This is a genomic window from Pseudomonas sp. P9_31 (assembly GCF_034008235.1).
GTDB lineage: Bacteria > Pseudomonadota > Gammaproteobacteria > Pseudomonadales > Pseudomonadaceae > Aquipseudomonas.
On the sequence record NZ_CP125375.1, the window covers coordinates 2,474,885 to 2,497,050 of the forward strand.

The following is a 22,166-nucleotide window of genomic DNA, read 5'->3' on the forward strand; positions in this document are numbered from 1 at the left end:
CTGTTTGCAGACCAACACTGGATAAACACTTTGCTGATTTAAAGCTGCAAGTGTTTCTATAAAAATTTCACAACGTATTGAAATAGAACAAATTTAATTTCAGGCACGACTCCTGCAAAAGCTCTGGGCATTCACCAGAGTTCCGGAGTCGGCCCATGACAGCCTCAGCCCAACCCCCTCACACTGCCCATGTGATCCACTCGGACGCCGAGGCCATCGCCGTCGCTCACAAGCTCGCCGCCCGCTTCGCCGTCGAGTCCAGTGTTCGCGACCGCGAGCGACGTCTGCCGGTGGCCGAGCTCGACGAGTTTTCGGCCAGTGGTTTATGGGGCATCACCATTCCCAAGGAATACGGCGGCGCGGGCGTGTCTTACGTGACGGTCAGCGACGTGATCAAGATCATTTCCGCCGCCGACCCGTCCCTCGGCCAGATCCCGCAGAATCATCTCAGCGTGCTCGACATCCTGCTGCAAACCGCCACCGAAGAGCAGAAGCGCTACTACTTTGGCAAAGTCCTGCAGGGTTATCGTTTCGGCAACGCCTTCTCCGAATCCAAAAGCAAAAACGCCGGGGCTTTCGAAACCCGTATCCGTTTCGAGAAAGACACCGCGCAAATCGACGGCGAGAAGTTCTACTGCACCGGGGCCTTGTTCGCGCATATCGTGCCGGCGGTGGCGGTCGATGAACAGAACAAGGCGTTCATCGCCTTCATCGAGCGTGACAATCCCGGCCTGACCGTGATCGACAGCTGGGACGGTTTCGGCCAGCGCACCACCGCCAGCGGCGGCGTGACCCTGAGCGCGGTGAACGTGCCGTTGAGCGCGGTGATCCCGGCCCACAAGGCATTCGACGAGCCCACCGCTGACGGCCCGATCTCGCAAATCATCCAGGCCGCCGTAGACACCGGCATTGCCGTCGGTGCCCTGGAAGAAACCAAGCGCTACGCCCGCGAAGCCCGGCCGTGGATCGACAGCCAGCAGGATCACGGCTGGCAGGACCCGTTCAGCATCGCCGCCATCGGCGATCTGGAATGGCGGGTCCACGGTACCGAAGCGATCCTGAAAAAGGCCGGCCAGGCCATCGACGCTGCATTGCTCAAACCCAATGAAGACAACGTTGCCCGCGCCTCGGTCGTGGTTGCCCAGGCCAAAGTCCTGTCTGCCGAAATCGCTTTGCTTGCCAGCAGCAAACTCTTTGAACTCGCCGGTACCCGCTCGGTGCTCGGCAAGTACAACCTCGACCGTCACTGGCGCAACGCCCGGACGCACACCCTGCACGACCCGGCGCGCTGGAAATACCACCTGATCGGCAACTACCTGCTCAATGGCGTGAAACCCGCGCGCCACGCCTGGAACTGAGGAGCGACCCATGAACGCCTTGACCCAACCGATTGCCGCCGGGCAGCCCCTGGCCAAGAGTCAGCACGACCTGCACAACGCTCGCACCTTGCTCGACGCGACCCTGCGCTTCGTTCGTCAGCAGGCTCAACCCTGGGCCGGCAGTGGCCTCGCCAAGGCCACCGACGACCCTTACGTGATCAGCCGTTTCGGCGACTTGCAGATTCGCATTGAAGTGGCCGCCGCGTTGCTCGAGCGTGCCGAAGTGTTTCTGAATGGTGCTCAGGAGGATACAGAAATCACGATTGCCATTGCCGAGTCGCACCTGGCCAGCGCCGATGCGTTAAACACCGTGAGCAACGCTGAATTCGAACTCACCGGCCAGCGCACGCCATTGCCGGGCTCCCTGAACGATCCGCTGCGCTGGAAACTTCACTTGATCGGCAATTTCCGCCTCAACGACCGCTCAAGGCCAGGCGCGAATTTTCGGTAAAACCCTGCTGGCGCAAGCCATCGGCCAACCGTTCGACATCGCGCAAGGCATCGATCCAGCGCCAGACGAACCACTGGCCGTGGCGCTTGTGTCGCAGGGCCGGTTGCAACGGACTGACCTGAGCCCAGTCGTTCGAACCGAATCTGTTGCTGCTCGCGCTGGCCGCCCGGCACATCGGCGCCGAACTGCTGACATTGCCGGACAACCTCGATCCCGAAGCCCTGCACAAAGCCCCGGCGGCGCCAGCCGTGATCGCCGTGAAGTGGCGCCGTCCGGGCTGCTGCTGTCCGCCGAACGCCTGCACCTGCTCGCCGCCGAAATCGACAGCCGCCTCGCACCCCAAGGCACTTGGCGCCGATGCCTCTGTGACTGGGCCATTGCCCATCCGGAGAAAGGCTTGCAGCGGTTGATCAAAAACCGCGTTCGCCGTTTGTTGGGTTTCCACAATCTGCATTTCATCTGGCAAGCCACCCGCACCCCCGGCGCCCAGCCGGAGCCGACCTGGCTCGCCGAATTCAAACGGGACATCGCATGAGCTCAATCGCCTATTATCGTCAAGGAGATGTCGGGATCGGTCGAGTGGTACTGCCCGGCACCGCCGATGAGTGACTGGCACGGGCGATATGCACGACTTCTATCTAAGTGAACATTGATCAGTGAGAACGCCATGACTGACACCCCAAACGGGCAGGCGACCGACGCCATCCGTCACGCGGACATCCTGATCATCGGCGGCGGCCTGAGCGGCACGATGCTGGCGGCGCAGTTGTTGCGTTTACCGGGCAAGCGCCAGGTGCTGGTGATCGAACCCCGCGCCGAACTCGGTCGGGGCGAGGCGTACAGCGCGGTCGAACTGGGCCATACGCTCAACGGCAACGCGGCGCGGATGAGCGTCGATCCGGACAACGCCGACGACCTGACCCAATGGCTGACCGAATACATCGCTGGCGGCGGTTGGCCTGAATCCGATGAGCAGCATGTGCCGGTCAGTGAACTGTTTCCGCCGCGCGGTCTGTTTGGTGTTTATGTGCAGCAGCGTCTGGCCGAGGCGCAAACGGTGGGGGCGGTGAATGGCTCAACCGTCGAGCATGTACGGGCCGAGGTGGTTGCGCTGGAAACGTCGAACGATTCGGTACGGCTGAGCCTGAGTGACGGGCAGCAATTGCAGGGCGCTTACGCGGTGTTGGCGACCGGGATGTTTCCCGCCGCGCGTACGCCGCAGACTGAGTCCAGCGGCTTGAATGCGGCTGCGCTCGATCCTTGGGATGTCGCCGCCATGCGGCAGCTCGATCCGCAGTCGACGGTGCTGATCATTGGCTCCGGCCTGACCATGGTCGATGCGGTGGTGTCGCTGGAACAGGCCGGGCATCGCGGGCCGATCGACGTGTTTTCCCGCCATGGTTTGCTGCCCCATGTGCGGCGGCAGCCACCGGCCTGGAGCGATTTTCTGGCCGAGGACCACAGCGTTCGCACGCCGCGTCAGCTGGTACGCGAACTGCGTCGGCACTGTCGCGACGCCATCGCTCAGGGCATCGACTGGCAAGCGCCGCTGGACACCGTGCGGGCGCACATCGGGCGGTTGTGGAGTCAGGCGACAGATGTGCAGCGGCGGCAGTTTGTGCGGCATGTGCGGCCGTGGTGGGAAAGCCATCACCATCGCTCGCCGCCGTTGAGTGCCGAGTTGGTGGCGCGGCTGTATGGGGAAGGGCGGTTGCGGATTCATGCCGCGTCGTACAAAGGGCTGGAGCCTGCTTCAGAGGGTTTGGTGAGTATTCGCATCCGTCGCCGTGGCGAGGCCGAAACCTGCGTGGTGCACGGCGCGGCGCTGATCAACTCCAGCGGCATCGAATACGACTGGCGCCGGGTGGCGCGGCCGTTGCCCCAGCAGTTGCTCGCTCGCGGGCTGGTGCGTCCGGGGCCATTGGCGTTGGGCATTGCCGCGGCGGTGGATGGCGCGGTACTCAGCGCTGACGGGCAGGTCGCCAGCCGTTTGTTCGCCATGGGCCCACCGTTGCGCGGGATGTGGTGGGAGAGCACGGCAGTGACCGACGTGGCGAGCCAGGCCAAGTCTCTTGCGGCGCGATTGGTGGATTGACCGAACGTTGGAGGGTGTTCTTTCGGGCCTCTTCGCGAGCAAGCCCATCCACTACAAAACCCGAAGTGAGACCGATAAACAGGCGATGTTTAATCGACATCTCCAGATACTCACTCAGGCTACACAGCCTTGCGCCATTGCCTACGACTACGCCAGAATCCGCCGGCTTGTGCGCCTTGAGGTCGGGCTCTATCGTTTCCGGGTCGCTGACAAATCAGCGATCGGGTCTCGCAGCCCGTGTATCTCTAGACGCACAACATCCCCCGTTCGTGAACAGGTACGCCTGTTCGTTCATGTTATGGCGGCTGTACGTGGGAGACCTTCGGGTCTGCCGGTTCTAGAGTCCCGGTCTGCGACCTGCGTATAGCTGCCACCTCCTTTCGTCTCGCAGCGAACCGTGGCAGCTCCATGACTCTAGGAGCTTCATCTATGATCAAACCCACACCCAACCCGCCGGAAACCGATCCGACATCCCCCTACGAATCCCTCGATTCCAAAAAACTCCACGAAGCCGCCGACCGCGCCCTCGACCATTACCTCAAACCGCCCATCCCCAAAGACACCCAGCGCAAACCCAGCACCATTTACCATGTGGGTGCACAGGTCGATAACGAAACCCTGCTGGTCAACGCCTGCGAATCCCTGGCGTCAGCGAGCGTGATGCTCAGTGAGTTCGCCGGGTTGATGGACATGCCACATCGCAACATGATGTTGGGGATTCAACAGGTGGTCATGCTTGGTGAATTGGCCGTCAACCGGGTGCTGGATAACCTCGATCCGCCTGCCTGACACTGGATCTGAAGTTATTAGGCATCTGTGGCGAGGGAGCTTGCTCCCGCTCGGCTGCGCAGCAGTCGCATAACCGGTATATGCGGTGTGCCAGAAAAAAGCGGTTGCAGGTTTTGGGGTCGCTTCGCAACCCAGCGGGAGCAAGCTCCCTCGCCACAATGAGGCCCACTGACTCAGTCTCCAAAAACACGAAACCCCGCATCACGCGGGGTTTCTTGCCAACGTGTGGGAGCGTATTAAGCCACTACTTGGTAGCACGGCACATACGCCGCACCGCCCGGCAGTTTCATCCGGTGCTGGGCGACGAAGGCTTTGAGCAATTTGTCCAGTGGCTGCATGACCGCGGCATCGCCACGGATCTGGTACGGCCCGTGTTCTTCGATCAGGCGGATGCCCTTGTCCTTGACGTTACCGGCGACGATGCCGGAAAACGCGCGGCGCAGGTTGGCGGCCAGTTCGTGGGACGGCAGGTCGCGGCTCAGTTGCAGGTTGGCCATGTTGGCGTGGGTCGGGTCGAACGGGCGCTGGAAGCCTTCGTCGATCTTCAGCAGCCAGTTGAAATGGAACGCATCGTTGCGCTCGCGGCGGAACTGTTTGACCGCTTTGAGGCCCTGAGTCATCTGCCGCGCCACTTCTGCCGGGTCGTCGATGATGATCTCGTAGTGCTGCTGCGCGGCTTCACCGAGGGTGGCACCGACGAAGGCGTGCAACTGCTCCAGATACGGCGCGGCGCTTTTCGGCCCGGTGAGGACCACGGGGAAGGGCAGGCCTTCGTTGTCCGGGTGCATCAAAATGCCAAGCAGGTACAGGAATTCTTCCGCCGTGCCCGCGCCGCCCGGGAAAATGATGATGCCATGGCCGACCCGCACGAAGGCTTCCAGGCGTTTCTCGATGTCTGGCAGGATCACCAGTTCGTTGACGATCGGGTTCGGCGCTTCGGCGGCGATGATCCCGGGTTCGGTCAGGCCAAGGTAACGGCCGCCGTGGATGCGCTGCTTGGCGTGGGCGATGGTCGCGCCTTTCATCGGGCCTTTCATCACGCCCGGGCCGCAACCGGTGCAGATGTCCAGGCTGCGCAGGCCGAGTTCGTGGCCGACTTTCTTGGTGTATTTGTATTCTTCGGTGTTGATCGAGTGGCCGCCCCAGCACACCACGATTTTCGGCTCGACGCCGGGGCGCAAGGTGCGGGCGTTGCGCAGCAGGTGGAAGACGTAGTCGCTGATGCCCTGGGAGGTGCTCAGGTCGATGCTCAAGGCATCGAGTTCGTTTTCGGTGTAGACGATGTCGCGCAGGGCGCTGAAGAGCATTTCCCGGGTGCTGGCGATCATTTCGCCATCGACGAAAGCGTCGGCCGGGGCGTTCAGCAGTTCCAGGCGTACGCCACGGTCTTGCTGGTGAATGCGGATTTCGAAGTCTTTGTAGGCTTCCAGAATGGTCTTGGCGTTATCGACGTGGGCGCCGGTATTGAGAATGGCCAGGGCGCACTGGCGGAACAGGGTGTAGGTGAGGCCGGATGAGGCTTCGCTCAGTTGCTGTACTTCACGTTGGGAGAGTGTTTCGAGGCTGCCTTTAGGGCTGACCGAGGCGTTGATTACGTGTCGTTGGGTCATTCAATGATCCTTAAAACGATGTCACCCGCCAGCAACGGCGCATGGCATCCGAATAGTGTGTATCCATGATGAAGATGGCACGAACTGCGCTGTATCGCCATGCTCCCGTTTGACGATGAAAAGACGAAAAGGCGCTCCAGCATAGCTAAATCTTTCGGGGAGGCGATAATGCCCCGCAGTCTTTTTGCCACATGGCCTTTACCATTGATGCAAGGAACCCCGTCGCGATGTTCGAAATCCAGCCAATGAATGCCGAAACCTATCGACGTCAGACGCGGCGCAGCACGGTGATCATCGCCCTGATGTTCCTGGCGCTGGCGATGGTGTTGTCCACGGCGGCGGTGGTGCTGTTCGGTGAACCCGGCGGCGACAATCTGCGTTTTAATGTTGGCGGGGTGTTTGCCGCCTTGTTGCTGACGGCGGCACTGATACGCGGCAAGTTCCGGACCCAGGAATGGATGGCGCCAGCGGTCTACGGTTGGCAGCTCAAGCGCAGCCTGATGAGCGTCACCAACGTCATGCACCAGGTGACGGCGGCGGTGGAGAAGGGTGATCCGGGCGCCATGAAGCTGTTGCGTTTTTATCATCTGGGGCTGAGCCAGATGCACCAGCTGGACGGCAACTCCAGCGACCATGGCCAGTTGACCCGCGAGATGGATCAGCACAAGGCGCGGATGCAAGCGCTAGGCATCGATACCGAACAGATGCAATTGAATCCGGCCTGGCTTGAGGCGATCAAACAGGCGCCGATGTAGCACTGCAATTGCTGGCGATGAGCGTTTTCGCGCAAATCGCCTATCGTATTCGTTGATGAGTCATAGTGGTCTGAGCGCCGGACACGGCTGGCTGGCGCGAAAAGGGCGAACGGCAAAATTCGCCACGTCATAAGGGATAAAGGGAGCGTCATGGGGCATCCGTCCGTCAAAGACCGTATTGAAAACACCCGGCTCACCACACCTTGGGTGCCAGAGAAAGTCGAGTCGAGACTCAAGGTTCGATACGCGGTCTTTCTGCTCGTTGCGGTGTGCCTGTCCATGATGGCCATCGTGATCGGTGAAAGCTGGAACTCGCGTCAGTACCATCTGCGTGACAGCGAAGTGGTGATGTCCAACCTGGCGCAAACTCTGGCCTCGCAGGCGCAGGCATCGATCAAACAGGCCGATACGTTGCTGTTTTCCCTGGTGGACCGCCTCGAAATCGACGGCATGCAACCGGAAAAACTTCCCAGGCTGCAACGTTTGCTTCAAGCCCAGCGCAGTGAACTGGCGCAGATCCATGGGTTGTTTGTGTTCGACGAAGAAGGACGCTGGCTCGCCAACGCCATTAACGTCATACCGCCCAACGCCAATAATGCCGACCGTGAATACTTCATCTACCACCGTGATCATCCCGACCGCGGTCCTCATATCGGTCCGTCGATAAAAAGTCGCTCGACCGGCGAGTGGATCATGACCGTGTCACGCCGGATCAATCACGCCGATGGCCGGTTTGCCGGTGTGGTGGTGGCCTCGATTTACCTCAAGCATTTCCTGGACCTGTACAACAGCATCGACATGGGCAAAAACGGGGTGATCAACCTGATTGCCGACGACGCCACCATCGTCGTTCGCCGCCCGTTCAACGAAGCCGATATCGGCGCCAGCGTCGCCAAGGGGCCGCTGTTTACTCAACTATTGCCCAAGGGCGATTCCGGTACGGAAACGGTCAAGTCCTACGTGGACGGGGTGGTGCGGGTCGTGGGGTTTCGACGGGTCGAGGGTTATCCGCTTGTCGTCTTCACCGCGCTCGACAAGGATGAAGTACTGGCCAGCTGGCGGCAGGAGTCAATATTCAGTGCGGGCATCGTCTCATTGCTGCTGGGGTTTCTGGGCGTTATCGGTTATCGCCTGATCCGCCTCATGAAGCAGCAGAATCATATTCAGAACGAACTGCTGCAGGCTCAGGACAAACTCATTGAGGTCAACCACAGCCTTAAGTTGCTGGCGCTGGAGGATGCACTGACCGGGCTTTCCAACCGGCGTCAATTCGACCTGTTCATCCTGGCGGAAATGGGGCGCGCCAGGCGTAGCCAGACCAGCCTTGCGCTGCTGATGATCGATGTCGACCACTTCAAGAGCTTCAATGACCACTACGGTCATTTGGCGGGCGATGAGTGTTTGCGCAAGATCAGCGCGATCATCACCGACAATATCAAGCGCCCCGGCGATCTCGCGGCCCGCTTCGGTGGTGAGGAGTTCACGGTGGTGCTGCCCGCCACCGATTATGTGGGGGCGTTTCTGGTGGCGGAAAAGATCCGCCGCGCGGTTCAGCAGGCCGACATCAAACACGTTGGGGGCGTGGAAGGCGTGGTCACGGTCAGCCTGGGTGTCTGCGCCTACGACCCGGCCTCGCAAGCCCAGCCCGATGATGTGGTCGGCGCCGCGGACAAGGCACTGTATGTGGCCAAGGCCAGTGGCCGGAACATGAGCGTCATTGCCAACTGAACTCAACCAGGCCCGTCACTGCCTTGAACGAGTCGGGTGACGCAACTTCCACGACCGGAACAGCCGCAGGTAGATCAGCACGTTGAGCGCCAGCACCACGCTGCCCAGCCCCAGCTGAATCGTGGGTGTCAGCCCGGCCGGGTAAATGATCGGCCACACGTAATGTTCGATAAAACCGCCGCCGTAACCGGTTTGCCCGGCCGCGTGGCGCAGGCGGTTTTCCCATTCGGTCAGTGGGCACGTCAGGTGGAAAACTTCCACGATCACGCCCCATGCGGCGGCAGGCAGGTGCCACCAGATCAGGTGGCGCCATTTGAGCACCAGCAGCCCGCCGAACAGCACGAATAGAATGAACAGCAAGTGAGACAGCACCAGCCCGTCGGCGGCGATTCGGTAAAGCATGTCGATTCCCTGACGCGTTATGTGAATCGCTCCATGGTACTCGGGCTGGGTGCGTGTGTTCTATTGATTGCTGTTTTCAAGCACTGCCAGTACGTCTTTCAAGCGCATCGCCGTGGTTTCGCTGCTGCGTTGCATCGGCGCACGCAGTTCGTCGCGGATCAGCCCTTCAAGGGCCAGGGCGGTTTTCACCGGGGCGGGATTGGGCTCGATGAACAGGCTGTGAATCAGCGGCAGCAACTGGAAGAAGGTCGCTCGGCCGGCCGCTAACTGGCCATCGCGGATCTGTTGATACAGCGTCACGAACAGCTCGGGATGAACATGGGCCGAGGCGGCAATCGCGCCTTTGGCACCCAGGCACAAAGCGCCGAAGATCTGGTGGTCTTCGCCGCACAGCACGTCGACTTTGCCGCTGGAGAGCAGCGCGAAGGTGGTGGCTGGATTGCCGCCGCAGTCCTTGATCGCGACGATCCGCTCGTGGGCGACGATCCGGAGCAGAGTCGCCTGCTCGAAAGCTATGCCGGTGCGATAGGGGATGTCGTAGAGAATCACCGGGATGCTGGACGCATCGGCGACGGTGTTGAAAAAGGCTTCGAGGCCGGCCTGGGAAGGGCGGATGTAGTACGGCGGCGGAACCAGCAGGCCCGCCAGGGGACGTTTCAGGATTTCGCTTTGAAATTGCAGCAATTCGGCGAGGTTGTTGCCGGCCAGGCCCATGACCACACGTTCTGGCGGAACCTGTTCCAGCACCGCATCGAGCACCGCCAGTTGCTCATGTTTGCCCAGCGCCGCGGCTTCCCCGGTGGTGCCGCAGACTACAATGCCGTCGACGCCTTTTTCCAGCAGATGACTGACCAGCCGCCGCAGCCCGGCGAAGTCGATGGCCCCATTGTGAAACGGCGTAACGATGGGAACCCAGATACCTTGAAACGATGACATGCACTTTCTCCTGAAGGTTGACCGATTTCGTCACCGTCAGAAGCGTAGAAGGAAGTCAGCAAGAGGAGGGGTGTCCGTCGCGCTCAATGTCCTGTCAGCTCATCTGACGGGACAGCGCGCCCCGGTCACATGAGCGACTGTTTCTTCGATTTAGGGGCGTGCGCAACGCAACCTTGCGCCTTGGCATTCAAGCCAATGACGACAGTGTTGAGGTTGGAGGTTGCAGACATGCTTGCTTACACCCTGAATGAGGTGCCCAGTTTTAAAAGTCGGTGGGGTATTTGTCAATCGTGAAATCAGCGAACCCGATGCGTAACAGCAAAACAAGGCGTGCTCGTCGCAAGTGCGCAAAATTGTTCAAGCCATCGGCCGCGACTGCTGGCACAGTCTGGGGCCTTTCCCTGGTTGTAGAGCGTTATGTCCAACTCACTCATGCCGCGCAGCGCATTCCTTCGCGGCGCCGCGGCCATCATGCCGTTGTCCCTGGCGACCGCGCCCTGGGGGCTGTTGGCCGGTTCCATGGCCATCGAGGCCAACCTCACGCCCCTGCAAGGCCAGGGTCTGTCGAGCATCGTATTTGCCGGCGCGGCGCAATTGGTCGCCATCGGCATGCTCAAGGGCGGTGCCGGGGTTTTTTCGATTCTGTTGACCACATTGTTGCTGACCTCCCAGCATTTGCTTTACGGGATGAGCATGCGTTCGGTGATTTCCCCGTTGCCGGGCCGCTGGCGTGTGGGGCTGGGCTTTTTGCTCACCGATGAGTTGTTCGCCCTGACCAGCCAGCATGACAAACAGCAGTTCAATCGCTGGTATGCCTTGGGTGTGGGCCTGACGTTTTACATCGCCTGGAACCTCTTCACCCTGGCGGGCATTGTGCTGGGCAGCAGCATTCCGGGCCTTGAACACTTGGGGCTGGACTTCTCCATCGCGGCGACTTTTATCGCTTTGATCACACCGGTGGTGCGCAACGTTCCGACGGTGGTCTGCGTGGCGGTTTCACTGTTCTGTTCGGTGCTGTTCAGCTATTGGCAATGGGGCTCGGCGCTGGTGCTGTCGGGGTTAGCGGGCATGACCGCGGGCTTTATCTGCAACAAACTCTACATGGGGCGCACATGATGGTCTGGGCTGTGATTATCGGGATGGGCCTGCTGGTGTTCCTGAACCGCTACGTATTTCTCGAACCTCGGCTGCCGGTGCGCTTGAGCAGCAATGCCCGGCAGTTCCTCGGTTTCGCGGTGCCGGGCATGCTCACCGCGATCTGCGGGCCGATCGTGTTCATGCCCGACAAACAGTTGAACCTGCAGTGGGACAACCCCTACCTGATCAGTTCGCTGGTGGCCGTGGGCCTGGTGCTTTACACCCGCAACACCTTGCTCAGCATGCTGTTGAGCATGGGGTTTTTCTTTTTGTTGCGGTGGTGGCTCTGAGTCGTTCGGTGCGAAACTGTTCTACGCTTAAAACGGATGATTGATTCCTTGAGGGCGGGAGGTGGACATGGCCACTGAACCAAAGCATCCAGACCCGAATGAAGACACCGATGAACCGACGGAGGAAGAACTCGAGCGGCAGAAGCGTTCGACGCCGGACTGGAAGCACCCCGACGACGGTAAAGAGCTGTCGGACCGCGACCAGGAGCGCCCGCTGAAGCCTTGATCGGCTTGCACATACCCAAAAGCCCCGCCATTGATGGCGGGGCTTTTTAGTTCCTGCGGCCTGAAATGCAATCACCTGTGGGAGCGGGCTTGAAGGGAGGAGGATGTCGGGGGGAACGGCATGCACCGAGGAAAACAGTCTGTTGAGTCGCTGTTGCTGGGTAAACAACTAATAACCGAAAATCGAAGGCATAACGCGAGCCTGGGAGCGGGCGCTGGAACCAAACACTGTGTACCCTTATCCAACCTCGGCTCGCAGCGATTGGCGGGCCGATAAAGGGATGAATGGGCGAGGGGTTTTTGCCATTAAACATGACGTCCGCAAGGTCTGGCCCAAGGCAAAACATGAAGCAGTTGTTCAAGGTTCTATCCGCGTTCGCCATTGCAGCTGGCCTGTTTGGCTGCATCGCCGCGCCCATCGAAATGACGCCGCAGACGCAACAGCGCCTGCGCGCACAAGCGCCGATCCGCTTTCTGCTGACTTTCGACGACGGGCCCAGCGCGTCCGGTTTTTACAACCCGACCGTCACCGTGCTCGACAGCCTGGCGCGTAATCCGCTGCAACCCGACATTAAAGCCGTGTTCTTCGTGCAAACCCGTGCCTCAGGCGCCGGCGGCAGTGACGTGGGCCGTCAGATCATGGGGCGTGAACACGCCGAGGGACACCTGTTGGGCTTCCACACGGCCACTCCCCACCACACCAACCATCGCTCCCTGAATGCGGAAGAACTGGAACAGTCGCTGACCCATGGCAGCGCAGACATTGCTGCGATCACTGGCGTCTCGCCGATCCTGGTGCGTCCGCCATTCTGGAACTACGACAAGCGCACCTTTGCCGCCTACCAACAGCATGGCATGCACGTACTGCTGACCGACCTGAGTGCCAATGACGGCAAGATCTGGGGCTTCAACGCCAGCCCTCGGCGGCGGGCCAATATGCTGCGGCAGCTGTCCGAAGTCCGCGAGCGCATCGCCCTCGGCGAGTTGCCGACGGTGGACGGGGTGATTCCGGTGGTGGTGACCTTTCACGATCTCAATCGCTACACCGCCCGGCATACCCGGGAATACCTGCAAATCCTCCTCGACAGTGCCAGCGCCACAGGTCTGGCCACGGCGCAGAAGCCGTTTTACGACGACACGGCAGCGCTGCAGCGGGCGGCCATGGCGCGTACTGTCCGTGACAGTTCAGAGGCGGTTGAGTTGCCAGGGATCTGGAACTGGTTGTGGGACGGGGATTCTCACTGAACGACGTCAGGGAGATTGACTGTGTAGGCGCAGGCTTCGCCAGCGCCTACAAAACTCGCTGGCGCGTTGCGCTAGTTGATCTGCGCTGAGTGGATCCAATCGCAAAACCGTCCACGAGGGCGTTCGCCATGGCTCCACTTGCGCAGCTTTGCCAAATTGTTGAGTCCGGTTTCAAGCCGCTGTCCTGCGAATGCACTGTGAACGGCAATGAAACGTTGCGGATCAAGGTCTTCGAGCGCACCACCGGGCGGATTGAACTGTTGATCACCGGCGTATCCCCCGACGAGCTGACCAGTGTTCGCGATATTTCCAACCTGATCGGCGAACTTCGCACTGAAATGCGCGCCGGTCGTCGAGCCTTCGCGGGTGTCATGGCCTAGTTCACGAGCCTGTCACCCGCAAGCAGTTCATCGATCATCTGCAAACAATGATTCAACCCCGGCGATACGTCGCCCACGCGCCTGCTGAGAATGATCGGCGAGGTCGCGTTGTCTTCCAGCACCGGGGTGAAGCCAATGTCGTCGCGGTGCAGCAACTGCACCGAGGCCGGCACCAGTGTCACACCGATTCCCGCCCCCACCAGACCGATCGCTGTTTGCAGCTCGTTGGTCCATTGCGCCACTTTGATGTGCACGCCACTGGCTTCGAACAACGCGATCACGTGGTCGGCGTAACTGGGGCGCGGGTTGCCGGGGTAGAGCACAAAGGGTTCCTTCGCCAGCTCGCGAAGGCTGATGGGCCTGGCGAGGAGCGGATGGCCGGCGGGCAGGGCGGCGACCAGTCGATCTTCGGTGAGCACGGTCTGCAGGATGGCCGGGTCGTCGATGCGGATACGCCCGAAGCCGACATCGATGCGCCCGGCCTTGAGCGCTTGCACCTGTTGCAGCGTGGTCATTTCCGAGAGCCCCAACTCCAGCGCCAGAGGCTCGCCGCTGCGCAGTCGGCGAATCAGTTCCGGCAGCACGCCATACAGTGTCGATGGCGCAAAGCCGATGCCCAGCCAGGTCTTTTCACCCAGCCCGATCCGCCGCGTGTTGTCGCAAACCTTGCCCAATTGTTCAAGCAGAGCGGTGGAGTGTTCATGGAAAAAACGCCCGGCGTCGGTCAGCTTCAGCGGTCGGCCGCGTTCCAGCAGTAGAACCCCGAGTTCGTCTTCCAGCTGCTGGATCTGCCGGCTCAGTGGCGGTTGGGCGATGTGCAGCAGTTCGGCGGCGCGGGTGAAGTTGAGGGTTTGAGCCAACACCTGAAAATACCGCAGGTGACGCAGTTCCATGGGGCCTCCGGATGTCGGTCTGTTGAATACCTTTAAGGTATCGAGCCAGACCAATTCTATATTGGCCGCCCGGAAAAAACCGTACGAGAATCCGTTTCAGAACTTCAAGAACCTGACGGGTATCGACATGCGTGCAACTGCCATTGAATCGATCGAGACGATCATTGTCGATCTGCCGACCATCCGCCCGCACAAGCTGGCGATGCACACCATGCAGAACCAGACCCTGGTGATCATCCGTGTGCGCTGTGCCGATGGCATTGAAGGGATCGGTGAATCGACCACCATCGGCGGTCTGGCCTATGGCAACGAAAGCCCGGACAGCATCAAGACCAACATCGACAAACACTTCGCGCCACTGCTGATTGGCCAGGACGGCGGTAATGTGAATGCCGCGATGTTGCGCCTGGAGCGCAGCATTCGTGGCAACACCTTCGCCAAATCGGGTATCGAAAGTGCTTTGCTCGACGCCCAAGGCAAGCGTCTTGGCCTGCCGGTCAGCGAACTGCTGGGCGGCCGGGTTCGCGATGCCTTGCCGGTGGCCTGGACCCTGGCCAGCGGCGACACCGCCAAGGACATCGCCGAAGCGGAAAAAATGCTCGACCTGCGTCGCCACCGGATCTTCAAACTGAAAATCGGTGCTGGCGAGGTCAACCGCGACCTGGCCCACGTCATTGCGATCAAAAAGGCCTTGGGCGACCGCGCCAGTGTGCGGGTCGATGTCAATCAGGCCTGGGATGAAGCGGTGGCCCTGCGGGCCTGCCGGATCCTCGGCACCAACGGCATCGACCTGATCGAACAACCGATCTCGCGCAATAACCGCGCCGGCATGGTGCGCCTGAATGCCGTGAGTCCGGCGCCGATCATGGCCGATGAGTCCATCGAATGCGTAGAGGACGCCTTCAACCTGGCACGGGAGGGCGCGGCTTCAGTATTCGCCCTGAAAATCGCCAAGAACGGCGGCCCACGCGCCGTGCTGCGAACCGCCGCCATTGCCGAGGCGGCCGGTATCGGTCTGTACGGCGGCACCATGCTCGAAGGCGGGATTGGCACGCTGGCCTCGGCCCATGCCTTCGTCACGCTCAACGCACTGAGCTGGGATACCGAGTTGTTCGGCCCGCTGCTGCTGACCGAAGACGTCCTCAGCGAGCCATTGGTCTACCGCGATTTCCAACTGCATGTCCCGCAAACACCGGGGCTGGGCCTGAGCCTGGATGAAGAACGCCTGGCGTTTTTCCGTAGGGACAAGACATCCACTGCCGTTCATCAAGCCTGAGGAGGGCATCATGCTGTTTCACGTAAAAATGACTGTGAATTTACCGGTCGACATGAACCCGGAACGCGCCGCCAAGCTCAAGGCCGACGAAAAAGCCCTGGCCCAGCGTCTGCAAGAGCAAGGCAAGTGGCGTCATCTGTGGCGCATCGCCGGGCTCTATGCCAATTACAGCGTGTTCGATGTCGACAGCGTTCAGGAACTGCACGACCTGCTGATGCAGTTGCCGCTGTACCCGTACATGGCCATCGAGGTCAACGCACTGTGCCGGCATCCTTCTTCCATTCGCGAGGATGACCGCTGAACCCAGTCTGTTCAGTTCGCTACGCTAATAATTACAAGATGAGGATCCACCATGAACGTCAAGATTTCCAACACCGCCAGTGTCCAGAAGTTTCTCGAAGAGGCCAGCGGCCTGCTCAACGACGCCGGCGATCCGCGGGTCAAAGCGCTGGTTTACCGCATCCTGCGGGACTCGGTGAACATCATCGAAGACCTGGCCGTGACCCCGGAAGAATTCTGGAAAGCCGTCAACTACCTCAACGTGCTGGGCGCGCGTCAGGAGGCGGGTCTGTTGGTGGCCGGGCTGGGTCTTGAGCATTACCTGGACCTGTTGATGGACGCCGAAGACGAGCAGGCCGGTAAATCCGGCGGCACCCCGCGGACCATCGAAGGGCCGCTTTACGTGGCCGGTGCGCCGCTGTCGAACGTCGAAGCGCGACTGGACGATGGCGTCGATCCGGGTGTGGTGCTGTTCATGCAAGGCCAGGTGCGCAACACCGCTGGCGAACCGCTGGCCGGGGCGGTGGTGGATGTCTGGCACGCCAATACCGGTGGCACCTATTCGTACTTCGATACCACCCAGTCCGAGTTCAACCTGCGTCGGCGCATCGTCACCGATGCCGAGGGCCGTTACCGTTTTCGCAGCATCGTGCCGTCGGGCTATGGCTGCCCGCCGGACGGTCCGACCCAGCAACTGCTCGATCAACTGGGCCGTCATGGCCAGCGGCCGGCGCACATTCACTTCTTCATTTCGGCACCGGATCATCGCCACCTGACCACCCAGATCAACCTCGACGGCGATCAGTACCTGCATGACGATTTCGCTTATGCCACCCGTGACGAACTGATCGCCAAAATCACCTTCAGCGATGATCCGCAGCGTGCGGCGGCCCACGGCGTAAGCGGGCGCTTTGCCGAAATCGACTTCGACTTCACCCTGCAGTCGTCCGCCCAGCCTGAGGAGCAGCAACGCCACGAACGGGTGCGTGCGCTCGAGGACTGATACCCTCGACCAGCCGAACCTTTGTGGGAGCGAGCCTGCTCGCGAAAGCGGAGTGTCAGTCAACGTTGATGTTGAAGCTGATGACCCTTTCGCGAGCAGGCTCGCTCCCACAGGTCGGTCAACTGACACATCGATGCGAGCACTGCTCTAGAATCGCCCGACGCACCCTATAACAACAATGAGAGCGAACCGATGATGCAAGCGCAATGGTTGAGTCATCGCAGCAGAGTCTTCGACCATGCCGACCCGTACGCGGTATCTGGCTACGTCAATCAGCACGTCGGCAATCATTGCCTCCAGATGCCCAGGGCCGGTCGTCCACTGGCCAGCCTCGATCATCGAAAATTCGCCAGCCTCGACCTGTGCCGCATCAGTTACGGCGCCAGCGTGCGGGTCATGTCCGGCGCGCTGGACAGCATCTATCACTTGCAAGTGCTGCTGCGCGGCAACTGCCTGTGGCGTGGCCATGGCCAGGAACATTACTTCGCGCCCGGTGAGTTGCTGCTGATCAACCCGGACGATCCGGTGGATCTGACCTATTCCAGTGATTGCGAAAAATTCATCCTGAAAGTTCCCACGCGGCTACTGGAGTCAGTGTGCGAAGAGCAGCGCTGGCGGTATCCGGGGCAGGGCGTGCGATTTCTGGAGAACCGTTATCAGCTCAATCAACTGGAAGGTTTCGTCGGTCTGCTGGCGATGATTTGCCAGGAGGCAGAAGCCGCCGAGCCGATTCCCCGTGTGCAGGAGCACTATGCGCAAATCGTCGTCAGCAAGATGCTCGGCCTGATGAAGACCAACGTCATGCGCACCGACCCTGGCTCAGCCTCGGCGACGTTCGAGGCGCTGGTCGATTACATCGCCTGCAACCTCAAGCAAGACATCGACAGCGAGGAACTGGCGCGCCAGGCGCGGATGAGCCTGCGTTCGCTGTATGGGTTGTTCGAACGTAACGCGGGGGACACGCCAAAAAACTACATCCGGCAGAAGAAGCTCGAACGCATCCACGCCAACCTGAGCGACCCGACCTGCAACGTGCGCAACGTCACGGAAGTGGCCATGGATTACGGCTTTCTGCACCTGGGCCGGTTCTCCGACAGCTACCGCAAACAGTTCGGCGAATTGCCCTCCGACACCCTCAAACGCCGCCACTGACCTCGCAAACGCCGCCCACCGTTTGATCGTTCCCACGCTCTGCGTGGGAATGCAGCCCGGGACGCTCCGCGTCCCTTCCAGAGCCGAACGCAGAGCGTCCGTTGAGGCATTCCCACGCGGGAGCGTGGGAACGATCATCAACCACCGACCGCTCGTTGCACAAAATGGATACAGGTCTGCACCCGGCGGATAGTCCGCCCCATCCCCACGTCCTAGCATGGCCCTACCTGAATAAAAACAATGGAGGCGGCGGCCATGTCCCTGCGACCCGAATACCTTCACTCCCTGCTTGAAGAAAACCCTGAACAGGGTATCTACCGCTGCAAGCGCGAGATGTTCACTGACCCGCGGCTGTTCGACCTCGAGATGCAGCACATCTTCGAAGGCAACTGGCTGTACCTGGCCCATGAAAGCCAGATCCCCAACAACAACGATTTCTACACCACCACCATGGGGCGCCAGTCGATCTTCATCGCGCGCAACAAGGACGGTGTGTTGAACGCCTTTATCAATGCGTGCAGCCACCGTGGGGCGATGCTCTGCCGGCACAAGACCGGCAACAAGAGTTCGTACACCTGCCCATTCCACGGCTGGACGTTCAACAACTCCGGCAAGCTGCTCAAGGTTAAAGACCCGGCGGCGGCCGGCTACCCGGCGAGCTTCAATTGCGATGGCTCCCACGACCTGACCAAAGTCGCGCGTTTCGAATCCTATCGCGGCTTCCTGTTCGGCAGCCTCAAGGCCGATGTCGTGCCGCTGGTTGAGCACCTGGGTGAGTCGGCCAAGATCATCGACATGATCGTCGACCAGTCCGCCGATGGCCTGGAAGTGCTGCGCGGTTCCTCCAGTTACATCTACGAAGGCAACTGGAAACTCACCGCCGAAAACGGTGCCGACGGCTATCACGTCAGCTCGGTGCACTGGAACTACGCCGCCACCCAGAACCAGCGCAAGCAGCGTGAAGCCGGCGATTGCAATCCAACGATGAGCGCCGGCACCTGGGCCAAGCAGGGTGGGGGGTTCTATTCCTTCGACAAGGGCCACATGCTGCTCTGGACCCGTTGGTCCAACCCCGAGGACCGTCCGCTGTACGAGCGTCGCGACGAGTTGGCCCGGGACTTCGGCCAGGCCCGCGCCAACTGGATGATCGAGAACTCGCGCAACCTGTGCCTGTACCCGAACGTGTACCTGATGGACCAGTTCAGTTCGCAGATTCGCATCGCCCGGCCGATCTCGGTCAACCGCACCGAAATCACCATTTACTGCATCGCCCCCAAAGGTGAAAGCGACCACGCCCGTTCGAGCCGCATTCGTCAGTACGAGGACTTTTTCAACGTCAGCGGCATGGCCACCCCAGACGATCTGGAAGAGTTTCGCTCCTGCCAGACGGGTTACCAGGGCAGTGTCACCGCCTGGAATGACATGTCCCGTGGCGCCGAGCATTGGGTCGAAGGCGCCGATGATGCGGCCAGAGAAATCGACCTGCATCCGCTGCTCAGCGGCGTGCGCACCGAAGACGAAGGCCTGTTCGTGCTGCAACACAAATATTGGCAGCAGACCATGCTCAAGGCCCTGGCCGCCGAACAGTCCGAACTGATTGCAGTGGAGGCCGTGCAATGACCATGACCTATGACGCGGTGCGCGATTTTCTCTACCGCGAAGCACGCTACCTCGACGACAAGCAATGGGACGACTGGCTGGAGTTGTACGCGCCGGACGCAACCTTCTGGATGCCGTCCTGGGACGATAACGACGAGCTGACTGAAGACCCGCAGCGGGAAATCTCGCTGATCTGGTACGGCAACCGCACCGGCCTGGAAGACCGCGTTTTCCGCATCAAGACCGAGCGTTCCAGTGCCAGCGTGCCGGACACCCGCACCTCGCACAACCTCAGCAACATCGAGCTGCTCGAACAGGCCGACGGCCTGTGCAAGGTGCGCTTCAACTGGCACACCCTGAGCTTTCGCTACAAGACCGTCGACAGCTATTTCGGCAGCAGTTTCTACACCCTGGATGTGCGCGGTGAAAACCCGTTGATCAAGGCCAAGAAAGTGATCCTGAAGAACGACTACGTTCGCCAGGTCATCGATGTTTACCACCTCTGAGGCGGCCGTCATGACTCATTCCATTGCGTTCAATTTCGAAGACGGCGTCACCCGGTTCATCGACGCCAATGCTGGGGAAACCGTGGCCGATGCCGCGTACCGCCAGGGCATCAACATTCCGCTGGACTGCCGCGACGGCGCTTGCGGCACTTGCAAATGCTTCGCCGAGGCCGGCCGCTACGACTTGGGCGAGGACTACATCGAAGACGCCCTCAGCGCCGACGAGGCGCAGCAGGGTTTTGTCCTGACCTGCCAGATGCGTGCGCAGAGCGATTGCGTGGTGCGGGTGCCGGTTTCATCGGATGTCTGTCGCACTCGTCAGGCCAGCTATGACGCGACCATCAGCGCCGTGCGTCAGTTGTCCGACAGCACCATTGCGCTGTCGATCAAAGGCGAGGCCCTGAGCAAACTGGCGTTTCTGCCGGGGCAGTATGTGAACCTCGGGGTGCCCGGCAGCGAGCAGACCCGCGCCTATTCGTTCAGCTCGTTGCAGCGCGACGGCGAGGTCAGTTTTCTGATTCGCAACGTGCCCGGCGGCTTGATGAGCAGCTTCCTGACCAGCATGGCCAAGGCCGGCGACAGCATGAGCCTGGCCGGACCGTTGGGCAGTTTCTATCTGCGCGATATCCGCCGTCCGTTGTTGTTGCTGGCCGGTGGCACTGGCCTGGCGCCGTTTACCGCGATGCTGGAAAAAATCGCCGAGCAGGGCAGCGAGCATCCGCTGCATTTGATCTACGGCGTGACCAACGATTTCGACCTGGTGGAGATGGATCGACTGGAAGCCTTCGCCGCGCGAATCCCGAACTTCAGCTTCAGCGCCTGCGTGGCCAACCCCGACAGTCGGCACCCGCTCAAGGGCTACGTGACCCAACACATCGAGCCACGGCATTTGAACGATGGCGACGTCGATGTCTATCTGTGCGGCCCGCCGCCGATGGTCGAGGCGGTCAGCCAGTTCATTCGCGAGCAAGGCATTGCGCCTGCGAACTTCTACTACGAGAAATTTGCCGCCAGCGCGGCTTGATTCGTGCTGTTGTGGGAGCGAAGTCGTACACAAATACCGTGCTCGGCAAAGGTCCCAATGTGGGAGCGAGCCTGCTCGCGAAGAGGCCGGAACATTCACCCAGGATGTCGCCAGTGAGACAGCTATCGCGAGCAGGCTCGCTCCCACAGGACAGTGTTTCGTCCGGTACGTCTTGACGGACCGGTATCCTTCGTCACGAGGTACACATGAACAGATTCCACAAAAAAGTCGCGCTGATTACCGGTGCCGCCCAAGGCATCGGCCGGTGCGTGGCAGAACGCATGGCCGCCGAAGGGGCGCGGTTGATTCTGGTCGATCGCTCCGATCTGGTGTTCGAACTCCAGAAGCAATTGGGGCAGAGCAGCCAAGTGCTCGCCCTGACCGCCGACCTTGAGCAATACAGCGAATGCAGCCGCGTGATGCGCACCGCTGTCGAACGTTTCGATCGCCTTGATGTGCTGGTCAACAACGTCGGCGGTACGATCTGGACCAAGCCTTTCGAACACTATGAAGAGCAGCAAATCGAGGCCGAGGTTCGCCGTTCACTATTCCCGACACTGTGGTGTTGCCATGCCGCGCTGCCGTTCATGCTCGAACAAGGCAGCGGCGCCATCGTCAACGTTTCATCCATCGCGACCCGTAGCGTCAATCGCGTGCCCTACGGTGCGGCGAAGGGCGGGGTCAATGCGCTGACCGCGTGCCTGGCGTTCGAAACCGCCGGTCGTGGCGTGCGGGTCAACGCGACCGCCCCCGGTGGCACCGAAGCGCCGCCGCGGCTGATCCCGCGCAACACCGCGGAACAAAGCGCTCAGGAAAAACTGTGGTACCAGCAGATCGTCGACCAGACCCTCGACAGCAGTTTGATGAAGCGTTATGGCACGCTGGATGAACAGGCAGGCGCTATTCTGTTTCTGGCCAGCGACGAAGCCTCTTACATCACCGGCATGGTCATGCCGGTCGGTGGCGGCGATCTGGGCTGACAGGTTTGCAATACACCCTCCCGCGCCGCAAA

General features: G+C 60.7%; 23 protein-coding genes and 2 pseudogenes. 20 read left to right on the forward strand and 5 right to left on the reverse strand.

The genetic code is table 11. The features are described from left to right. Positions 1–155 precede the first annotated feature (155 nt). Entirely contained in the window at positions 156–1,358 is a 1,203-nt protein-coding gene (locus QMK51_RS11135; protein ID WP_320394060.1) for an SfnB family sulfur acquisition oxidoreductase, read from the forward strand. A gap of 10 nt (positions 1,359–1,368) precedes the next feature. After that, entirely contained in the window at positions 1,369–1,830 is a 462-nt protein-coding gene (locus tag QMK51_RS11140; protein ID WP_320394061.1) for an acyl-CoA dehydrogenase, read from the forward strand. On the opposite strand, the pseudogene QMK51_RS11145 reads toward QMK51_RS11140, so the two are convergent. Continuing rightward, positions 1,799–2,005: pseudogene (locus tag QMK51_RS11145) on the reverse strand (hypothetical protein); the annotation flags it as partial. The gene QMK51_RS11140 and the pseudogene QMK51_RS11145 sit on opposite strands and share 32 nt — an antisense overlap. Before the next feature lie 51 nt (positions 2,006–2,056). Between QMK51_RS11145 and QMK51_RS11150 the strand changes: the two are divergent. From QMK51_RS11150 to QMK51_RS11160, 3 genes and pseudogenes are all read left to right on the forward strand, one after another. Then, positions 2,057–2,365 (forward strand): annotated as a pseudogene (locus tag QMK51_RS11150) (acyl-CoA synthetase); the annotation flags it as partial. Positions 2,366–2,497: 132 nt separating this feature from the next. After that, complete coding sequence (locus tag QMK51_RS11155) at positions 2,498–3,925, forward strand: FAD/NAD(P)-binding protein (protein WP_320394062.1); 1,428 nt, start codon at positions 2,498–2,500, stop codon at positions 3,923–3,925. A gap of 429 nt (positions 3,926–4,354) precedes the next feature. Further along, positions 4,355–4,714: a DUF6124 family protein gene (locus tag QMK51_RS11160; protein ID WP_320394063.1), complete on the forward strand. Its 360-nt coding sequence runs from the start codon at positions 4,355–4,357 to the stop codon at positions 4,712–4,714. Positions 4,715–4,950: 236 nt separating this feature from the next. Here QMK51_RS11160 and ppnN read toward each other — a convergent pair whose 3' ends face one another. Next, positions 4,951–6,324: a nucleotide 5'-monophosphate nucleosidase PpnN gene (gene ppnN, locus QMK51_RS11165; RefSeq protein WP_258700148.1), complete on the reverse strand. Its 1,374-nt coding sequence runs from the start codon at positions 6,322–6,324 to the stop codon at positions 4,951–4,953. 227 nt (positions 6,325–6,551) lie between these two features. Here ppnN and QMK51_RS11170 point away from each other — a divergent pair, with 227 nt between their 5' ends. Together QMK51_RS11170 and QMK51_RS11175 are read left to right on the forward strand one after the other, a co-directional pair. Next, positions 6,552–7,079 carry a DUF3087 family protein gene (locus tag QMK51_RS11170; protein WP_320394064.1) on the forward strand — a complete coding sequence of 176 codons (528 nt, stop codon included), beginning with the start codon at positions 6,552–6,554 and terminating at the stop codon, positions 7,077–7,079. Positions 7,080–7,229: 150 nt separating this feature from the next. Beyond that, entirely contained in the window at positions 7,230–8,807 is a 1,578-nt protein-coding gene (locus QMK51_RS11175; protein WP_320394065.1) for a sensor domain-containing diguanylate cyclase, read from the forward strand. A gap of 15 nt (positions 8,808–8,822) precedes the next feature. On the opposite strand, the gene QMK51_RS11180 is transcribed toward QMK51_RS11175, so the two are convergent. Together QMK51_RS11180 and dapA are read right to left on the reverse strand one after the other, a co-directional pair. Continuing rightward, the gene (locus QMK51_RS11180) at positions 8,823–9,209 is read right to left on the reverse strand and encodes a DUF2784 domain-containing protein (protein WP_258700151.1); all 387 of its coding nucleotides are present in this window, start codon (positions 9,207–9,209) and stop codon (positions 8,823–8,825) included. Between the two features lie 60 nt (positions 9,210–9,269). Then, on the reverse strand, positions 9,270–10,145 hold the full coding sequence (dapA, locus tag QMK51_RS11185) for a 4-hydroxy-tetrahydrodipicolinate synthase (protein WP_320394066.1): 876 nt from the start codon (positions 10,143–10,145) through the stop codon (positions 9,270–9,272). A gap of 417 nt (positions 10,146–10,562) precedes the next feature. On the opposite strand from dapA, the gene QMK51_RS11190 reads away from it, so the two are divergent. The 5 genes from QMK51_RS11190 (at position 10,563) to QMK51_RS11210 (ending at position 13,422) form a co-directional block, all read left to right on the forward strand. Next, positions 10,563–11,261, forward strand: coding sequence for an AzlC family ABC transporter permease (locus QMK51_RS11190; RefSeq protein ID WP_258700153.1), 699 nt, complete (start codon positions 10,563–10,565; stop codon positions 11,259–11,261). After that, entirely contained in the window at positions 11,261–11,572 is a 312-nt protein-coding gene (locus QMK51_RS11195; protein WP_162830927.1) for an AzlD domain-containing protein, read from the forward strand. Before QMK51_RS11190 ends, QMK51_RS11195 begins: the two co-directional genes overlap by 1 nt. Positions 11,573–11,639: 67 nt before the next feature. Beyond that, entirely contained in the window at positions 11,640–11,798 is a 159-nt protein-coding gene (locus QMK51_RS11200; protein WP_258700154.1) for a hypothetical protein, read from the forward strand. Between the two features lie 344 nt (positions 11,799–12,142). Next, positions 12,143–13,042, forward strand: coding sequence for a polysaccharide deacetylase family protein (locus QMK51_RS11205; protein ID WP_320394067.1), 900 nt, complete (start codon positions 12,143–12,145; stop codon positions 13,040–13,042). A gap of 128 nt (positions 13,043–13,170) precedes the next feature. After that, positions 13,171–13,422: a DUF1652 domain-containing protein gene (locus tag QMK51_RS11210; protein ID WP_320394068.1), complete on the forward strand. Its 252-nt coding sequence runs from the start codon at positions 13,171–13,173 to the stop codon at positions 13,420–13,422. On the opposite strand, the gene QMK51_RS11215 is transcribed toward QMK51_RS11210, so the two are convergent. Then, positions 13,419–14,315, reverse strand: coding sequence for a LysR family transcriptional regulator (locus QMK51_RS11215; protein WP_320394069.1), 897 nt, complete (start codon positions 14,313–14,315; stop codon positions 13,419–13,421). The two genes, QMK51_RS11210 and QMK51_RS11215, sit on opposite strands and share 4 nt — an antisense overlap. Positions 14,316–14,442: 127 nt before the next feature. On the opposite strand from QMK51_RS11215, the gene QMK51_RS11220 reads away from it, so the two are divergent. From QMK51_RS11220 to QMK51_RS11255, 8 genes are all read left to right on the forward strand, one after another. After that, complete coding sequence (locus QMK51_RS11220) at positions 14,443–15,591, forward strand: muconate cycloisomerase family protein (protein ID WP_320394502.1); 1,149 nt, start codon at positions 14,443–14,445, stop codon at positions 15,589–15,591. A gap of 10 nt (positions 15,592–15,601) precedes the next feature. Continuing rightward, positions 15,602–15,892 (forward strand): muconolactone Delta-isomerase, encoded by a 291-nt coding sequence (gene catC / locus QMK51_RS11225; RefSeq protein ID WP_258700158.1) that lies wholly within the window; start codon positions 15,602–15,604, stop codon positions 15,890–15,892. Positions 15,893–15,943: 51 nt separating this feature from the next. Further along, complete coding sequence (catA, locus tag QMK51_RS11230; RefSeq protein ID WP_258700159.1) at positions 15,944–16,873, forward strand: catechol 1,2-dioxygenase; 930 nt, start codon at positions 15,944–15,946, stop codon at positions 16,871–16,873. Positions 16,874–17,065: 192 nt separating this feature from the next. Next, positions 17,066–18,025 (forward strand): AraC family transcriptional regulator, encoded by a 960-nt coding sequence (locus tag QMK51_RS11235; RefSeq protein WP_320394070.1) that lies wholly within the window; start codon positions 17,066–17,068, stop codon positions 18,023–18,025. 255 nt (positions 18,026–18,280) lie between these two features. Next, positions 18,281–19,645: a benzoate 1,2-dioxygenase large subunit gene (benA, locus tag QMK51_RS11240; protein ID WP_320394071.1), complete on the forward strand. Its 1,365-nt coding sequence runs from the start codon at positions 18,281–18,283 to the stop codon at positions 19,643–19,645. Beyond that, positions 19,642–20,130, forward strand: coding sequence for a benzoate 1,2-dioxygenase small subunit (benB, locus tag QMK51_RS11245; RefSeq protein WP_320394072.1), 489 nt, complete (start codon positions 19,642–19,644; stop codon positions 20,128–20,130). Before benA ends, benB begins: the two co-directional genes overlap by 4 nt. 10 nt (positions 20,131–20,140) lie before the next feature. Further along, positions 20,141–21,154 (forward strand): benzoate 1,2-dioxygenase electron transfer component BenC, encoded by a 1,014-nt coding sequence (gene benC, locus QMK51_RS11250; protein ID WP_320394073.1) that lies wholly within the window; start codon positions 20,141–20,143, stop codon positions 21,152–21,154. Positions 21,155–21,360: 206 nt separating this feature from the next. Further along, positions 21,361–22,134, forward strand: a complete 774-nt coding sequence (locus QMK51_RS11255; RefSeq protein ID WP_320394074.1) for a 1,6-dihydroxycyclohexa-2,4-diene-1-carboxylate dehydrogenase — start codon at positions 21,361–21,363, stop codon at positions 22,132–22,134. The last annotated feature ends 32 nt before the right edge of the window (positions 22,135–22,166 follow it).

Coding starts and splice junctions, on each gene's coding strand:
- QMK51_RS11195 (WP_162830927.1), top strand. CDS start 11,261: ATGGTCTGGGCTGTGATTATCGGGATGGGCCTGCTGGTGTTCCTGAAC.
- QMK51_RS11155 (WP_320394062.1), top strand. CDS start 2,498: ATGACTGACACCCCAAACGGGCAGGCGACCGACGCCATCCGTCACGCG.
- catA (WP_258700159.1), top strand. CDS start 15,944: ATGAACGTCAAGATTTCCAACACCGCCAGTGTCCAGAAGTTTCTCGAA.
- dapA (WP_320394066.1), bottom strand. CDS start 10,145: ATGTCATCGTTTCAAGGTATCTGGGTTCCCATCGTTACGCCGTTTCAC.
- QMK51_RS11170 (WP_320394064.1), top strand. CDS start 6,552: ATGTTCGAAATCCAGCCAATGAATGCCGAAACCTATCGACGTCAGACG.
- benB (WP_320394072.1), top strand. CDS start 19,642: ATGACCATGACCTATGACGCGGTGCGCGATTTTCTCTACCGCGAAGCA.
- benA (WP_320394071.1), top strand. CDS start 18,281: ATGTCCCTGCGACCCGAATACCTTCACTCCCTGCTTGAAGAAAACCCT.
- ppnN (WP_258700148.1), bottom strand. CDS start 6,324: ATGACCCAACGACACGTAATCAACGCCTCGGTCAGCCCTAAAGGCAGC.
- QMK51_RS11175 (WP_320394065.1), top strand. CDS start 7,230: ATGGGGCATCCGTCCGTCAAAGACCGTATTGAAAACACCCGGCTCACC.
- QMK51_RS11255 (WP_320394074.1), top strand. CDS start 21,361: ATGAACAGATTCCACAAAAAAGTCGCGCTGATTACCGGTGCCGCCCAA.
- QMK51_RS11205 (WP_320394067.1), top strand. CDS start 12,143: ATGAAGCAGTTGTTCAAGGTTCTATCCGCGTTCGCCATTGCAGCTGGC.
- QMK51_RS11210 (WP_320394068.1), top strand. CDS start 13,171: ATGGCTCCACTTGCGCAGCTTTGCCAAATTGTTGAGTCCGGTTTCAAG.
- QMK51_RS11135 (WP_320394060.1), top strand. CDS start 156: ATGACAGCCTCAGCCCAACCCCCTCACACTGCCCATGTGATCCACTCG.
- QMK51_RS11200 (WP_258700154.1), top strand. CDS start 11,640: ATGGCCACTGAACCAAAGCATCCAGACCCGAATGAAGACACCGATGAA.
- QMK51_RS11220 (WP_320394502.1), top strand. CDS start 14,443: ATGCGTGCAACTGCCATTGAATCGATCGAGACGATCATTGTCGATCTG.
- catC (WP_258700158.1), top strand. CDS start 15,602: ATGCTGTTTCACGTAAAAATGACTGTGAATTTACCGGTCGACATGAAC.
- QMK51_RS11180 (WP_258700151.1), bottom strand. CDS start 9,209: ATGCTTTACCGAATCGCCGCCGACGGGCTGGTGCTGTCTCACTTGCTG.
- benC (WP_320394073.1), top strand. CDS start 20,141: ATGACTCATTCCATTGCGTTCAATTTCGAAGACGGCGTCACCCGGTTC.
- QMK51_RS11235 (WP_320394070.1), top strand. CDS start 17,066: ATGATGCAAGCGCAATGGTTGAGTCATCGCAGCAGAGTCTTCGACCAT.
- QMK51_RS11160 (WP_320394063.1), top strand. CDS start 4,355: ATGATCAAACCCACACCCAACCCGCCGGAAACCGATCCGACATCCCCC.
- QMK51_RS11140 (WP_320394061.1), top strand. CDS start 1,369: ATGAACGCCTTGACCCAACCGATTGCCGCCGGGCAGCCCCTGGCCAAG.
- QMK51_RS11215 (WP_320394069.1), bottom strand. CDS start 14,315: ATGGAACTGCGTCACCTGCGGTATTTTCAGGTGTTGGCTCAAACCCTC.
- QMK51_RS11190 (WP_258700153.1), top strand. CDS start 10,563: ATGTCCAACTCACTCATGCCGCGCAGCGCATTCCTTCGCGGCGCCGCG.